This is a genomic window from Adlercreutzia caecimuris B7 (assembly GCF_000403355.2).
GTDB classification, from domain to species: domain Bacteria; phylum Actinomycetota; class Coriobacteriia; order Coriobacteriales; family Eggerthellaceae; genus Adlercreutzia; species Adlercreutzia caecimuris.
The window spans coordinates 636,036-651,438 of sequence record NZ_KE159646.1 but is presented as its reverse complement, the minus strand read 5'-3'; the positions used below and the strand labels follow the sequence as shown (position 1 = coordinate 651,438).

Here is a 15,403-nt window from a genome sequence, read left to right as displayed (position 1 = left end):
ACTGTATTAAAAACACTGCAAGCCCTGATTTCGATCTTCTCGCAAGCCGTCGCATCGGGGATCCCGCCTCTATTGGCGGGATCGGTCACGTCAAGTCGCTGAACAGCAGCTGCGGCGCGCTCACTGACGTTTCTGAGCCTGCTGAGGCGCCGGTGCGACTTTTTTTACCTTCGCCGCCCCCGACCGGGCCTCAGCCTCGTCGGCCAGCGCCGTGGTCTCTCTCGCCGTGTCTCGCGGCTTGAACCCCACTGCCTCGACCTTCACGGCGGCGCCCGAGGCCTCGGCGCCGTACGCGACCCCGTTTTGCGCTGCGGCGATCACGCCCGCGAGCAGGGCCGCCTGCGCCTCGGCCTCCTCGTCCACCTGCTTGTGCGGGTCCCGCGCCTCCGCGGCCTCACGCTCCTGCCGATCGGTCTCGGCCGGGTCGCCAGCCGAACGTTTAGGTCCGGGGGCATCTTCCTTGACGGCCGCAGCTTTGGCGGAGTGGACGTCTGCCGCAGCGGTACCCCTGCCCTCTGCCTTGTCAATGACCTCTGAGCGGCGTATAATGCCGTTCAACGGGAGACCTGCTTCCCCACTCGGCAATTGGAGCCGCGTCTGGGATGCCAGCTCTTCCGTTTTTTCTTTGTCCACGTAGATCAGCTTCTCCTGCTCTACGGCAGTTTGCAGGAAGTTGTCCGCGTTGCGCTTGCCGTAGATGCTTGCCAGGCGGTTGGCGTCTACCGTCTCCAGCTCGTACCTGATCTTCTCGTTGGGACGTATAACCGCCATGAGCGGTTCTCCGTCGTTGTTCACGTGGGGCAGGATCAGCACGATCGATTCCGGGTTGGTCGATCCCTCAAGCCCCTCCGAGACTATGGCGGGGGCGGCCAGGAGCTCCGGAAGGCGGCTGAGGTCGTCGTAGGTCAGGCCATGGTGGTGCTTGGCGTCGTCTCGCGGGCTGATAACGGACATCGCGTGCCGCTTGTTCATGTAGATCCCACGTTGGGCCATTCCCATGGCGACGAGGACGCCGGGAGTGGGCGAGACGTAGATGCTCTCGCGGGAAGCCGGCTTGACCCCGTGTGAGTAATCCTCGAACAGGCCGTCGAGGTCGCGCTCGAACCGCGCCTGGACGGATAGGGGCTCGAAGACTCCGTGAAGCCGCGGCGGAATGTGCCCCTCGTCTTTGGCGAGAGATTTGCTTGCATCGCGGATCAGCCCGTCGAAGGTCGCGCCCTCCGGCGGATCGAACTCGAGCCCCGCGTCACGAATAGCGCATGCCTCCAGCACCAGGCGGACATCTTCGTTGTCCACGGTCCACGTCGTCGCGCCCGGAATCGGCTCGTCCATGATGATGACCTGCTTACGCTCGGGAAGCAGTTCCGCGTACACTGCGCCGTCGGGGCTCATCAGGCGGCCGACGCCGTCGGGAGACACCTCCCAGCCCCACCCTTCGCTCATCAGGATGGCATCGTACGCGTCCCAACCGCCGTTGCGCCGGGTGGCGTCCCGCCTGTCAGCGGCTTCGAACCCCTTCTGGAAGCCCTCGAAACCGCCTAGCGCCTCCCAGCTGTACCTTCCTCCGGCGCTAAACGCGCGCATCGCGTAATCGCGCGCCTCGCCGAAGGTTCCGAGCCCGTTTTCGGAGCGGTCAAGATGCCCGTTGTCGTAGGTCACGTCGACGGCCCAGCCGTCCTCCCGCAGATTGATGTTGGCCACATAGGCGTGCTCGGACTCCGCATCGCCAACCGCGACGGCGACCATCTGATATTCCTCCCCCGGCACGTCCTCGAAGATGTCGCTGCGCTCGGTGTCGAGCGTGCGCATCGACTCGAGGTAAGCGTCTCTTCCGACGAGGTATCGGTGCTGCAGCTCGGCTTGCCGCGTGCCGAACCCCTCGTACTCCCCTCGTGCCTGAGAGAACCCGGCGAGGATGCTCTCCATCTCGTCCGGCCAGTCGAAGAGGTTGTCGTTGTTGCGAGCCTCGCACGAGGAGATCCAGGTGCTCTGCTCGGGATCGTAGTCCCCCAGGGCAGCGGTCAAGTCGTTGCCCCACGCTTGCACGATCTGCCCGAGCTCCTCGTTGCCCTGCGGATTGAAGTACAGCGCCTCCCACTGCCCGTCGGGATACGTGCGCACGTACTCCGAATCCGGGTCGAATCCGTACTTCGCCATGAGGCGGTAGGCGTCCATCTCCAAATTGCGCTCGCGGGCCCACTCCTCTGGGTAGGGATCCGGTGAAACCTTTCCGTGCACGTATGGCGCCAGCACCTCGGGCGCGAGGCCAAGCGCCTCCCCGAGCGAGGTCATGCCTGCCTCTCGCGCGCGATCGAACGTCGGGAATCCGCTAGTGGGCGACAGATCGTACCGATTCTCTCCGGCCACCTCGACCACGGCGACGAACATGCCCGAGGACATCATCTCGATGCCGCAGGCCGCGCGGCTTTCGCTCTCGCCCTCAAGGAACACCGGAAACTCCCAGCCGCTGCTCCCGTTCACGAACCAGCGGCTTCGCCCGAAGTCGATGCCAGGATCGGCTCGGCTCGATTCTCCTGATGCACGCCTGACCAGCGCGGTGTACTCGGCCATGGCGATTGCGATGGCTCTGTTCTTCTCCGCGTTGCTGACAACGCCGTCGCGATAGCCTCGCGCGATCTCGGCGGGAACCGATCCGGCATTGACGTATGCGCCTGGATGGCGCTCCTCCATGTCGTACCCGACTCTGAGAGCCCCCGACTCCGTCACTCCGGTGACAATCTGGGGCTCGCCGGATGCGATATCGAGAGCGACGCTCCCGATGCCCCAAGTTGGTTGTTCCGATTCGGGTCCGGAGACTGCGGCCATGGCCGCAGCGACCCGGATCTCCATGAGGGCTTCCTGCAACTCGGCCTCAGTTACGGCTCCGGCCTTTATGGCCTCCACCACATCTTCCGGCATCTGGCCGCCGTAGTCGAACGAGTCGGGCGAGACGGAGTTCATGTCCGAGCCGTAGAGCAATCTACCGTCGTCGGTCACCCCCATAACCACGAATGCGAGTTCGGTGGTTTTGCTGACCGCGATGCTGCCGATCTTCCATGGCTCGACCTCCTGGGAGGCCGAGCCCTTCGCCTCTCGGCTTCTGCGCTCGTTGAGCGCCTGAGCCATCTCCTCGACCTCTGCTTCCGCAACTTCCCGGTTCCCTGTCGCTTCGGCAAGGGCCGCAGCCAGCCGAGTTCCGTCCGACCTGCCGCTCAGGAAGTCTGATACCAACTTCTCATCGACCTCGCCTGCGGGAACGAACATCTCCGCGTCGTAGACGGACAGGTCGACCCCGAGCTTCAGACGCCCCTCGGGAGTTACGTCGAGGACGATATAGGGGGTGCCGGTTCTGCGTCCAATGGCTATGCTGCCGGGTCTCCAAGCGGGCGCTGCCGCTTCGGTGAGACGCTGTTCGTACTCGTTGATCTGCTCCATGGTGAGCCATTCGGGTTTCGCGTCCTCGGGCAGCTTATCCCAGAGACGGCGCATCTCAGCGATCTGCTCGCCCACGGCGCCTGCCCACATCTGGCGCACCGCTCCGGGCCCGCCGGCTCCAAGCACATAGTTGCAATCAGACTTCAGCCTGTCGAGCATCATGTACTCGTACCGGTACGGGCTTTCTTCCGCAGGCGCCACTCGCGCAGACTCCCCTCCCGTCGCGACAGAGCGATCGACCAGGTTTTGGGCGGCGGCCGCGTTCAATCTGACGATCTCGTCTATGCTTTCGGGGGGCACGGTCGCGCCGGCCACGGCCTCTGCCACCGTCACCGACTCGCCCCATGATTCTGCCCTGAACTCTCGCTCTGGGAAGGCCGTCGACACAGCTGCGGAGACGATGGGCCAATCCTCCGCGCAAAGATCGTAACCCTGAATGCTTTCCGTCTCGGCGCCTTCCGAGCGAGCATCGTAGTCGTACACGACTCGCACGTGCACCCTCTGACTGGGATCTTCGGTTGCGATGGAGACATCGGCCGAACCGGCCCTGTGTCCCTCCGGCACCGGTTCTGCGAACAGAACGGCTGGACCGGCTGCGCGGTTGAGCTCCTCGATCGCCGAGGCGGCATCGATCGCAGCGGCAGCATCGGCAGACGGGCCGCTCATTAGCTCGGCAAGGCGCGCCCCCTTGACACCCTTCTCACGAAGGCTGCACTCCGCGTACAGGCGCACGCTCTCAGGCTGGCTGGACATATTGAGCGACTTGTCCGCGTTCTCCCAATCCTCGGAGAGCATCCGCATCGTCTCGTCGTAGACCGTGGAGGGGTGCTGCCAGTCCAGCTCGGCGAAGACGCCCGCGGCCATATCCCGGCTGCCGTGGCAAGCCTCCAGGATGCGCTCGTATGTGTAGAGGTCCTCGGGCTCGAATTCGGAGCCTTTGTACCAACCGAGCTCATCCGGCACTGCGTCCTCGAACGCCGCCTCGGGAATATAGGCCACCGCATCCGATTGCTCGGTGAAGGCGATTGGCGACTTGTACACTACGCCCTGGGCGGTCATGCCCGGGCGGAAGGCCGGCTCTCCCTCGTCGACAGCCTCGCCGTACGGCTTGATCCTCTCTGCGCGATTGCGCGCGCCGATGGCAATGGCGCGGCTCAGCTCGTTGCTGAGGCGATCCGCACTCACCCCCAACAGCCCAACGCCAACTACGTAGTCGTAGGCCTCCAGGGGGTCCATGTCCCGACCGGAGTTCATGAGGGCGCCCACGGCGGGGATCGCCTCATCCGCGTCGAGGTGGTTGTTCGAGCGGTACTCGTCGGGCGTGTACGCATGGCCGTCGGGTGCGAATCCATCGGGGGTAAGCTCGCGGTCTAGGCCGTAGCGCACCCAGCGCTCGTTCGGGGCGCGTCTCTCCACAGCTTCGCGTACGGCACCGAAGTCAAGCTCTCGCGTGTCCTGCAGGGAGTCATCGGATGCCATCCCGTAGGGATTGCGTTTCTGGGAGTCGAAGATCACGTAGTAGCTCGACTCTTCGCCGGGAGCACGGTTGACCGCGACCTCGGCAATGCCGATGGCGTTGTCGGTTTCGGGGACCTCGGCGACGATGAACGCGACGTCATCGAGGCGTGTTTCCAGCTCGTTCGGGGTCACTTGCTGGCCGGTTGCATCATCGCTCTTATGGGATATGTTCGCGCCATCCTGTTCGACGGAATCCCCCCTTCCCATGGCGGCGTCCTCCGCCATCTCACGGGCCAGGCGCTCGGCGGCCTCCGGCGTCATCAGCGAAGGATCAGGCTCCTCGAAAGGCTCGTAGCTGAAGAGATCGGCATCCTCCCTGGCTCGTTCTGCGGCCGAGGCGACCTCCGCCTCGTCGTAGAAGCCAAGATTGAGATCTTCTCCCGCATAGGCGTCGAGATAGCCGCTCTCGCCGAGCGCGACGTCATGGTCGCCCGCGTAGGTTTTGACGTCGAAGTCAATGTCGATCAGCTCGTCGTAGCCCTCCTTCCCCTCGGGAAGCTCGCCGGCTTCGGCCAGCTCGTCGTAGTGCGCCCGGCCCCACTTCTCTTCTTTGCTCATGGCCTGCAGGTCGTGGGCGTCGGCGTTGGGGAAGTCGTAGGCGTAGAAGGGAATCTCCTCGACGGCCGCCACTGCACCGGCTGCGTCGAGGTAGGTCGGCCTCGCGTGCTCGTTGAGAAGGGCACGTACCCGATCGTAATCGCCAGCAGCCGCGTTGAGCTTGGTGGCCGCTAGAATCAGCAGGCCGTTGAGGGTCTCCACGCGCTCGAAGGGGTGTGCTGCGGGATCGAGGCCCAGGCGTGAGAGGACGCCCCCGTCGTCGATTTCGGTAATCTCGTAGTCGTACCGGCTGCCGAGAGTGGCCGTTTCCTCCAGTTCAAGCGCGGCCGCCGGGCTTAGAGGCATGCTGGCATCGAACTCCTCTCCGGTGCGCAGGGATCTGGCGGTGATGCGGACCTTCTGCCAGCCCTCGATCTCGGCAGGGAGCGCCACGCCCTCCAGGTCGTCGGCCAACGAGGCGCGATCGTAGCTCTCGATGGCGGGCAAGTCCGCCGAAAGGTCGAGGTAGCCGTCGTCATAGAGGGCCACGGTGTCGCTCCGGCGGTTTCCGAAAAGCGCGAGGTCGTAGTTATGGTAGGCGATGACCGGTGTCTTGAAGTTCGCCTCGTACCAGGTTCGCCCGTACTTCTCGATATTGGTCAGCGGCTGAGGGAGCCCGGCATCGGGCGTGTAGAAGTCGTAGGAACGCCATTGCTCCAGCTCCCCTGCCTGCATGAGCACGTTGGCGGCGGCCAGGAAGCTTTCCTGCTCGCTCACGCTCACCATCTCGTTCCAGTATAGGGACGCAGCCTCCCGCTCCTCGTTGCTGAGCGCGGCCGCCAGGCTCGCAAGGTCGTTCAGCATCTCCACGTCTTCCGCGGTCTCGGCGGACAGCATGGGGAGTTTCGAGTGGACCTCGACAATCTCGGCGGACGAGGGATCGTCCAGGAGCAGGGCATCTTCCGCAGCTCGTGCGATGTCGCTGCGCGATGCCGGCAGATCGAGCTCGACTGTCATTCCGCCATCGTCGGGATTCCCCAGGCGGATGCGGGCTATGGGTTCTCGGTCGGACATTGTTCTTCTCCTTTTAGTTTCGAGTCGTGCGGCGCGTCTTAAGCGCCTGCTTTCCTTTTGCGGAGGCCTCTGCGGCCGCCCTAGCCTCCGCTTGATCTTTCGCCGGGTCCTCTCTTAGGCATTCGCGCTCGCCCGATTCGCCCTCATGCTCGTATCTCACGCGATTCGGCGGCCGCCCCAGGGCATCCAGTGCCCGCCGGTCGTTTCGCAGCACAGCATCCGGGACATGCCCCGGCTCTCGCCCTCCTGGCACCGGGACAGCGGCCTCGACCTTGCACCCCCGGGTTTGCCCGTTCTTCCGGTTAGATATGTCGGGGGCGCGGGTGCCGAGTGCCCGTTCGCAGAGCTCCTCCATCGTGGCTTCCACCACTTTGCATCCGTAGCCGACATCAAGCCCCCAGGAGGCCCTGGCCGCCTCGACCTGCAGTGAGATCTCCCCCGCGCAGTAGTGGAGCATCCCGCTCGCGATTGCCCGGACCGCATTGCATCTCTCGAGGCGCTGCGCCTCTATCTCGCCTACCGCTTCGACTATCGAGGGCTTTCCCATATCTCCCCCGGCCGCCGCCCTCAAAGAGGCGTCGATCATCTCCATCATGGTCTGCTTGTGCGCGCCGCCCTGCCAGACGAAGTCCTCTGGTTCAAATCCCAGGGCCCGCACCTGGCCGTCACGCACTTCGGGGCGCGTGAGGTCGATCTCGCATCTGCGCTCGGGAAGCATCCCGGGTCCGAGCACGGTCGCCTTGATCCGGCTCTCGGAGGCCACGACCTCGACGGTTCGCCCATCCGGCTGGATCATCCAATCGGCGGCCTTTCCTTGTGACGTGGGGACGAGCAGGTGCGCGCAAGCTGCCTCTGCCCAGTTTCCGTACGTGGTCTCCAAGTAATCGGCGATTTGCCACAGTGCCTCGGCGCACCAATCGACCATAACCGTCATGCACTTTCCGACAGCTGCCGGGCCGCCCGACTCTTCCACCATCCGGGATACGTCCGCGTCGCTGATGTCGAACATCGGAGCCTCACCGGCTCTCACGAGAACAGCGTAGAGGGCGCTCTTGTAGGCAAACCCGAGCACCGCGTCGGTCGAAGCGCATCCGTGCCTGGCAAGCACGGCCCGAGCCCTTGGGTCTGCCATGTCGCCCAGCAAGGGAAGGGCGGGGGCGATGCCTGTCACCTCGTATGCCCCCGGTGAGGTCGCGGTCATGGCGGCGATAGCGTTCGCGTGCTTCTCGACAATCGACCAGTCCCTGCGAGGGACCGGCTCCTCGAGCGGAGCGCCTCCCTTGTCGGTGCCGTGCTCGACCTGCGACTCGTCGAAGAGGTAGAGGTGCCTGCCGGGTCCTGCCTCATCCTGGCCCAGGACGCCGCGCTCTCCCTTGCGGATCTTCCACCGATCCCGGCTCCATTCGGAGAACGCCCTGATCTCCCCGGCATCGGGCCGCTCCCTCCATGCGCAGATCGCGCTCGTGAACGGGAGGTTAGTGTGCCTGCCGTAGAACTCGAGGAACGTCTCCCAAGACGATCCGCACTCTACCGCCTTATGAAGACCCGATACGAAGTTGTGTCTCATCTCCCTGTAGCGGCTCGTTCCGCTCGTCATCGTCACCGCCGCCTTACACGCCCACGAGCTCGCGCGCCCAAGAGCCCGACTGGAGCATGCAGAAAGCGAGAGCGATGTAGAGCGGGAAGCAGCCGAGCAGGTTCGCCGTCCAGTTGATCGCCCCCTCCGCTGTGACGGAGTCGTCCATGGGCGGTATGGCCATGGACCCCATGCCGTGGATGATCTGGGAGAAGCATCCGAGCAAGAGGATCATGACGAGGCCGGCGATGATCGTGGCGAGCCAGCGCTTGAGAAAGCCGGTGCCCATGGCGCGTCCGGACTCGCTGGTGAGCGTCGCGAGGGGGATGGGCGCCAGCGCTGTGTAGATGTACAGCTGGAACCCGCGCACGATAATCGATGCCTGCGTTATCAGCATGACGAAGAACGCTAGGATGACGACGATGATCGATGCGAGCGCCAGGGACAGCAAAACGCCGGCATTCTCCACCGAGTCGGGCACTGTCTGAAGCGAGGCCACTGCCTCGATGTCATTGCCGATGGCCGAGATGACGCCAGCGGCGAGGTTGTAGCACCAGGCCATGATCGTCCATGAGTTCTCGATTACGACAGAGGTACCCGCGAATGCGAGGAACGTGATGATGAGCTGCCAAGTGTCGATGCCGGTATCGCCCTTGCCCGCGTCTCCCAGTATCTTCGCCAGGCCGATGGTGAAGAAGATGACGAGCATGAGCATCGCGACGGGGATGATGAACTGCTCCTGGATCCTGTGCAGCCAGTCGTAGATCGTGCTGCCGCCGTTGTTGATCCCGAACATGTAGCGGAACTCGTTGCCGAGCATGTTGGAGTCGATACAGCTGTTGAGCATCGTCTCGGCCAGCCCGAACGTGGCGTTGCAGAACCCGCGGATCATGTCCGGAATCCAGCTCACCACCCCGTCGATCGCGAAGTCGAGGGCGCTTATGCCCCCGACGATGGCGGCGCCGATGCCGATGACGGGTATGAGGATGGGCAGCGCCTCGGCGTCGTCGGGTGCGGCGGCGATGGATATGGTCGCCGCGAGAACGAGCGCGAGCGCGGCCAGGGCGATTTTGTGATGCGCCATCCAATGCCATACGCGCTCGCCGATCGGCAGCTCCAGGTACTCCTCCCGATAGGATCTCTTCTTCGAGCTCATCCAAAGGGGTTCGCCGGACGCGAACCTCCAAAACAGGCTTTTCTTGCCAGCCTCTTCCATCTGGCATCTCCTTTCCCTAGACCGCCAGCAGGGCGGTGATCAGAACTTTCGCCAAGGCGGTTGCGAAGATCGTCAGAACGAATAGGACGGCGACGGCCTTGTAGGCCTCCTCGGTGCTGAGTCTCGTCTCCTTCAGCCATTCGACCAGGGGCTGGCCCTCGCGTCGCTTCGGGCCCTTGAAGTTGATGAGGCTCATCGCTGCCTCCCAACCTCGAAGACACCCTTCGCCTCGTCGTAGAGGACGTGCACTGACGGCGTGAGGCTCGCATCGAGCATCATGGAGAACCCTATGGTTCCCTGCGCCTCGTCGACGGTGGCCACCTGCTCCCATGTCGCCGTGCTCGCCTGCGGGTACACCGTCCGGCAGTACTCGGTCAGGGCTCGATCGAGGCCCTCGACGTCGTTGTTGATCAAACCGAGCATCCTCTCGGACAGCCCCTGGGAGGCCACGGCCGTCGCCTTGTCTCTGCGCAGGTAGCTGTCCGCGCCGCCGAAACCGTCGGAGGACACGGTCCAGACAACCTCGCCGGCGGCGTCAGACGACTTGCCGAGCGTCACGATCTGGCCGCCTTTGGACGTCTGCATGGCGAGCGTGGTCAGGGTCACGACGGCGCCCGCCGTGCTCTGCTGCGTTGTCGACAGCGCCGTGACCGCATATGCGACCGGCTCAGACTCCCCGGAAGCGGAATGCTCTTGATACCAGCAGTCGCCGAACTCCACGGAGTGGGCGGAATCGAATGTCGTCCACGCGTTCGAGCGCAGGAAATCGATCGCCTCTATCGTCTGCTCGTCGTAGCCGTCCACTATCTCGGCCATCTGGTCGTCCAGCTCGACGGGCGCGCCTGATTCCTCGGTGCTTTCCGAGCCGGCCTCATCTTCCTGCGCCGGGCCGTTCTCCTCGGCGGCGACGATCTCTCCTGAGATGTCGGCGTCTTGCGTGTGCAGAGCGCTGCATCGAGCGACTACCCCCGTGATCACGAGGAGCGCGGCCGCGAGAATCAGAACCTTCCTTCCGATTCCGCTGTTTCTTGCCTTTGCCATTCTTCATCCTTCCTTTAGTAGAACTGGAGCGCGTAGGTGAAGCTCGTGATCGAGTTGCCATATCTGACCACGTCGCCTGTATGAGGGGCGTGGATGTACTCGCCGTCGCCGACGTAGATGGCCACGTGATGCGAGTTCCATAGCACGTCTCCCGGCCGTGCCTGGAACACGGGGACCTTCTTCAACGCCGCCTTTACTTGGGTGTAGGTAGTCCTGGTGATCTCTATGCCGGCTTGCCGGTAGCACCATTGGGTCAGCCCCGAGCAGTCGAGGCCGACGAAGGGCGTCGTACCTCCCCACACGTATGGCACGCCCAGCTGCGTCTTGGCGGCGGCGATGACGGCGGCCCCGACTCCCTCCCCCTCGCCAGCCGAGTACGCGTAGTAGCGCATGACGTAGTCGGCGTGCTCAGGGGTGCCCTTCGCGCCCGCCGGCATGACGTTTTGGGAGTAGGCCTTTGACCGCTCGAGAGTCCATTCCTTGTACCCGTGGCGCACGTTCCAGTTGTAGTAGCCCTGAGCGCCGTAGTTGTATCCCTGGACAACAAGTTTCACCTTGTCGATCTCCCAGGGCTCGATACCTCCCAGATACGAATCCCACAGATCCAGGTTCTGCTTCATCTCGGCGACGCCCGCGTAGATGGACGCCTTTGGGGTGCAGGCCACCAGGTTGTACGGGCCGCCTCCCGATATGATCCAGCTGCCGTAGGCTCCCTCGCATGCCTGCATGATGTCCTGGCGCTTCACCGCGCCGGGAAAGCAGGTGACATTGAGGTTTCCTCCGGACTCCTGGGCCATCATCGCCAAGGCGAGATCTGCCCACTTCGTGTCTCCCACGATCGCCTCGCAGGCCTCGTTGACGACGGGCCGCCAGATCTCGCACGCCTCGGGCAGGAGCTCGTTGGCCGCGGGAGGGGTGTCGGTCGCCTCGTCGGCGACCGACACCAGGCCGATGACCATCATGAGGAACAGGGCGCAGGCGAGGATCACGGGCAGGGCGGCAATCGACGCCGCGCCCACCCCCTTCGCCGCGAACGCCGCCGCCTTGACTCCACTTGCGGCCCTCGTTGCCTTTGCGGCTGACGCGGCTGCCTCGGCCTTGTGGGCCGCTACGACGATCTGCGCCTTCCGCTTCGCCTTCATCGCGTCTCTGGCCCTGATCTTGCGGACGGCCCTCGCCTTCCGCCCCTCGGCGCGGTGCGGCTTCGCCGTTGCGGCACCCGAAGATGGCTCGTCTCCGTAGGTGAGTCTGGCAGAAGGACGCGCAGCTGCCGGAGCCTCCCCGCTACGATCGGGCCGTTTCATCCCGAACGAGCGGCGCGGACCGGGATCGGGATTGCAGGCGCTCGACGTGGCCGCCTCCTCGGCCTCCGTCAAGCTGGTTCGCGGTGAGCTGCCCAGGCGGCGCCCGAGCGAGAAGGCTGCGATCGCCCTTTGAACTGCAGTGCTGCCAGGGTCTCCATCGTCCTCCTGTCCGGTCAGGGCCTCAATGTCCCGGGCAAGGGCGGCCTTGTCGCGGCGCGTGAGCTTCGATATGGCCGCGCGCGTGCGCTCGTCGAGCTGCTCCTCCCCCAGCTTGCGCGCAGTGTGCCGAAGCCTAACGGAGCTGCCGCTGCGCAGCTTCTCGCTCCGGCTCCTGCCCTCGATCAGGCGCGAGGCACCGGAGCGCCCCGGGCCCTCGTTCATGAGGCGGCTCGATGCCCTCACATCGTCCTCGTGCCTGATCTGCGGGGTTTCTGCCATCTCCTATCGCCCCTCGCGCGCTTCGGCGCCCTCTTCCTCGGGCGCGGTTGCAGCGACGGCCTCCAACACGCGTTTCCGCGCGTTGGGATCCGTGTTGAAGGTCTCGTAGAGCTCCTTGTCCCACTTCGGGTCGATCCACGCGTTGAAGGGGATCTTCATGCCGGCCGCCGATACGAGGCCGCGGCCCTTGTTGTCGCCGCGTACGTCGATCATGTCCTTCTGGGTTGGCGAGAGCTTGAAGTACTCGGCCACGTACTCAGCATTGAGGTTCTGCATGGGGAGGAACACGTGCATTCCCGTGTTCTCGTACATCTTCTTGCCTATGGGGTGCTCCAGCATCGTAATCGGGTGCTGGGTCACGCACACCATGTGCAGGCCCCACTTGCGCATCTGCGCGTAGAAGTCGTTGAGCATGCGAGCTGCAGGCTCGTTTTCGAGGAGGATCTGCACCTCCTCCATGATCAGGTACGTGGGCTTGCCGGCGGCGTTGTTGCGGAAGCACGCGTTTCGCACGTGCTGCAGCATCGACAGCATGGCCATGACCTCGAGGCTCTTCCCGAGCTCGGAGCAGTCGTAGATAGTGAGATGGGGCGCGTCCCGCACGTTCGTCTGGCCGTTGAACGAGTTCGCCAGGCCGTCGATGAAGGATTCGAAGGCGAGGGCGATGTCCACCGCCTCGGTCTCGGGCTGCTGCCGCAGCGCTTCGGCGAAGTCGCTCAAGACGGGACGCGTCGTCTTGCCCAGATGGGGCTGGAACACGATGCGCAGGCATCGGTCTACGACAGCTTCGTGTCTCTTGGTCAGGGCGCCGTCCAGCACGTCCTGGGCGAGCGCCTTGAAGAAGTCCGCGTTGCGCGACACCTCGGCCATGGTGAGCTCGCCCTCCCGGCAGTTCAGGTCGAACGGGTTGAGGCGCCATCGCCCATTGGGGCTGAACTTGTAGATGGGCGCTGAAAGCGCGTTTGCCAGGGGCGTGTACTCGGCGTGCTGATCGAACACGAAGACCTGCGGGGCCGCGGGATCGGGGCAGCGGGCCCAGTCGTCGCCGTCATCGGTCTCAGTGCGGGGCCACGAGGCGACCAGGTGCCCGATGATGGTGTTGAGCAGCATCCCCTTGCCGTAGCCCGTCATTCCGAACACCATGGTATGCGGGCTGCCCAGCTCGTCGGGCGAGATGAAGAGGGGCGCCAGAGTCGTCGCGTGCTGCACGAAGAAGTACGAGTTGCGCGGGTCGTGGAAGACCGATTCGCTGGTCCACGGCATCATGATGGCGCTCTCGGCCGTGGTGAGCGAACGCATCTTGTCGGGTACGAACGTGTCGGCCACCGGCTGGGAGCTCTTCCACAGCTCCTCCTGGTAGAGCGGTACCTGCGCGACGGAGAGCGAGAAGACCTGCGCCTCATCGAGGATCATAGAGGTGTACCGCCTCATATCCGCAGGGGTTTTCGCGTATATGGTGATGAGGCCCTGGAACCAGGACACCTGCTGGTCGTCCTCTATGAGGAACGATCTCAGCTCCTTGCCGTCGGCCTCCTTGTCCTCCATGGCAGGCGGCAGGATAGTCGGGTCCATCCCCTGCCTGGACATTTTCGACTGAAGGGTGACGATCTCGCCCTGCACGGCGTTGATGTTCTGCTGCACCTTTCTGATGATCTCCCCCTTCGGCTGCGGGAAGAATGTCAGGGAGATGTTCATAGGAACTGGTAGGGCCCGGATTCGCCGGATGGCGGCATCCGACAACTCGCTGCCGAAATCGGCGATATGCAGCGTCTTCACGTAGAAATTCGGCGTCAGGATGGTGCGGCGCAACGTTGCGTCGACATCGGGGTAGGCCGCGAAGTCCGGGGCGACCGATGCGCGCGCCCGCTCCCGTGCGCCGAGGGAGGCATACGAGAAGGTGTACGGTGACTCAGGACCGCGCAGCAGGTCGTGAAAGATCCTCATACGCGCATCTCCGTCCAGCGACTCTGCTCTCACCTGCATTCTCCCCAGGTGCGCGGCGGCGTTCTCGCGCATCGTTGCGAGCAGGTTCTCTGCGGCCTGCTCGTCCTCGGCCTGGATCGAGAATGTGACGAGGTTGATCCGGCGGATCTCGGTTCTCCCCTCCGCCTGTTTCCTCTTGATGAGTCCGTTGTAATGGCGCGCCATGTCGGCGTCGGCGCCGTCGGTCGGAAGCAGCTGGGCTGCCGCGGCCTGCGCATCGCGCGTTTCCGGCATGTTGAGGAGGTTGATCTGGTAAGCCGACCCCGCCGGGAAGACGGAGTGGAACTGGCACATCTTGTCGTAGATGTCGTCTCGCTGCTCGCGGCGTTCCTGGTCGTAGGCCGTGTCGCCGAACATGAGCGTCCGCGACCACCGGCCGCGCTCGTCTCGCGCGAGCCCCGATGCGGTCATGACCTCGAACGCCACAAGATCGTTCGTGCACTCGGAGAGGGATCCTCCGGCGATCCTCTCCATCTTCTCCCTCAGGCTGCGGCGGGCCTTCTTGCTTTTAGGCAGCTCTGCGCTCTCCTGGGCGAGTGGACGCGCATGGCCGCAATGAGGGCAGAATGCCGCATCCTGGGGCATCGGGCATCCGCAGTTCGAGCAGCCGGGCGCCACCTCTTTCGTATTATCGTGCGCGAGATTCATATCCCTTTGCTTTTTCTGCTTTGATCTGAGCACCGGTCAACACACTCCCTTCGGGTTCGTAGGCATCCCACTTCGAAACGATGCAGTTTCCGCGACGATCCATCTGCCTGTCGCGAAAGAGGAACCTCTCCAGGGGCATTCCCCACACGGGGAACCAGCCGCATGCGATCGCGGGCACCGCGAACAGCACGGCCGCAAAACCCGTGAGCTCGATGGGAAGCCCGAGGCACCACACGAGAAGCCAGGCGCCGAATGCGATGCAGGGAATGGCGGCTACGATCGAGCCGATCTGGCGCGCGGTCATGCCGTTGCGCTTTCGCTTGAAGTTGTAGAGGTCCTGATGGATCTTTATCGAGGCCATGGCCTATGCACCCGTGTAGTTCATATCGATGCCCTGCACCATGACCGCGGCCGCCGCGAACGCGACTCCCGCCGAAATACCGCCCATCATCGACTTCTCGGCAAGACCGCCCTGCTGGTCTCCGAACTTGTTGATACCCCACATGACGAGCGCGAACACGAATGCGAGGCCCGACAGCACGCCGAGCACGAAGACGATTGCTCCTTTTGCTTCGTTGGGCATTGTTATCTCCTATGCGTAACTTATTGGTATCGCCGGCGGCGAGCCGGCGC

At 64.1% G+C, this 15,403-nt stretch carries 9 protein-coding genes; all 9 read right to left on the bottom strand.

The features are described from left to right. Positions 1-120 precede the first annotated feature (120 nt). From C811_RS16835 to C811_RS06820, 9 genes are read right to left on the bottom strand one after another with little or no spacing between them, the layout of a single operon-like run. Positions 121-6,564, bottom strand: coding sequence for an LPD11 domain-containing protein (locus C811_RS16835; RefSeq protein WP_016308787.1), 6,444 nt, complete (start codon positions 6,562-6,564; stop codon positions 121-123). A gap of 13 nt (positions 6,565-6,577) precedes the next feature. Continuing rightward, entirely contained in the window at positions 6,578-8,161 is a 1,584-nt protein-coding gene (locus C811_RS06855; RefSeq protein WP_016308786.1) for a hypothetical protein, read from the bottom strand. 13 nt (positions 8,162-8,174) lie between these two features. Further along, entirely contained in the window at positions 8,175-9,356 is a 1,182-nt protein-coding gene (locus C811_RS06850; RefSeq protein ID WP_016308785.1) for a VirB6/TrbL-like conjugal transfer protein, CD1112 family, read from the bottom strand. A gap of 16 nt (positions 9,357-9,372) precedes the next feature. Continuing rightward, the gene (locus C811_RS06845) at positions 9,373-9,552 is read right to left on the bottom strand and encodes a hypothetical protein (RefSeq protein ID WP_016308784.1); all 180 of its coding nucleotides are present in this window, start codon (positions 9,550-9,552) and stop codon (positions 9,373-9,375) included. Beyond that, on the bottom strand, positions 9,549-10,397 hold the full coding sequence (locus tag C811_RS06840; protein ID WP_016308783.1) for a hypothetical protein: 849 nt from the start codon (positions 10,395-10,397) through the stop codon (positions 9,549-9,551). Before C811_RS06840 ends, C811_RS06845 begins: the two co-directional genes overlap by 4 nt. Before the next feature lie 14 nt (positions 10,398-10,411). Continuing rightward, positions 10,412-12,139: a C40 family peptidase gene (locus C811_RS06835; RefSeq protein ID WP_022926416.1), complete on the bottom strand. Its 1,728-nt coding sequence runs from the start codon at positions 12,137-12,139 to the stop codon at positions 10,412-10,414. A 3-nt stretch (positions 12,140-12,142) separates the two neighbouring features. After that, positions 12,143-14,770, bottom strand: a complete 2,628-nt coding sequence (locus tag C811_RS06830) for a VirB4-like conjugal transfer ATPase, CD1110 family (protein ID WP_084811438.1) — start codon at positions 14,768-14,770, stop codon at positions 12,143-12,145. Then, complete coding sequence (locus tag C811_RS06825) at positions 14,751-15,131, bottom strand: PrgI family protein (protein ID WP_016308780.1); 381 nt, start codon at positions 15,129-15,131, stop codon at positions 14,751-14,753. Before C811_RS06825 ends, C811_RS06830 begins: the two co-directional genes overlap by 20 nt. Positions 15,132-15,134: 3 nt before the next feature. Next, the gene (locus C811_RS06820; RefSeq protein WP_016308779.1) at positions 15,135-15,353 is read right to left on the bottom strand and encodes a hypothetical protein; all 219 of its coding nucleotides are present in this window, start codon (positions 15,351-15,353) and stop codon (positions 15,135-15,137) included. Positions 15,354-15,403 lie beyond the last annotated feature (50 nt).

Coding starts and splice junctions, on each gene's coding strand:
- C811_RS16835 (WP_016308787.1), bottom strand. CDS start 6,564: ATGTCCGACCGAGAACCCATAGCCCGCATCCGCCTGGGGAATCCCGAC.
- C811_RS06855 (WP_016308786.1), bottom strand. CDS start 8,161: ATGACGAGCGGAACGAGCCGCTACAGGGAGATGAGACACAACTTCGTA.
- C811_RS06850 (WP_016308785.1), bottom strand. CDS start 9,356: ATGGAAGAGGCTGGCAAGAAAAGCCTGTTTTGGAGGTTCGCGTCCGGC.
- C811_RS06845 (WP_016308784.1), bottom strand. CDS start 9,552: ATGAGCCTCATCAACTTCAAGGGCCCGAAGCGACGCGAGGGCCAGCCC.
- C811_RS06840 (WP_016308783.1), bottom strand. CDS start 10,397: ATGGCAAAGGCAAGAAACAGCGGAATCGGAAGGAAGGTTCTGATTCTC.
- C811_RS06835 (WP_022926416.1), bottom strand. CDS start 12,139: ATGGCAGAAACCCCGCAGATCAGGCACGAGGACGATGTGAGGGCATCG.
- C811_RS06830 (WP_084811438.1), bottom strand. CDS start 14,770: ATGAATCTCGCGCACGATAATACGAAAGAGGTGGCGCCCGGCTGCTCG.
- C811_RS06825 (WP_016308780.1), bottom strand. CDS start 15,131: ATGGCCTCGATAAAGATCCATCAGGACCTCTACAACTTCAAGCGAAAG.
- C811_RS06820 (WP_016308779.1), bottom strand. CDS start 15,353: ATGCCCAACGAAGCAAAAGGAGCAATCGTCTTCGTGCTCGGCGTGCTG.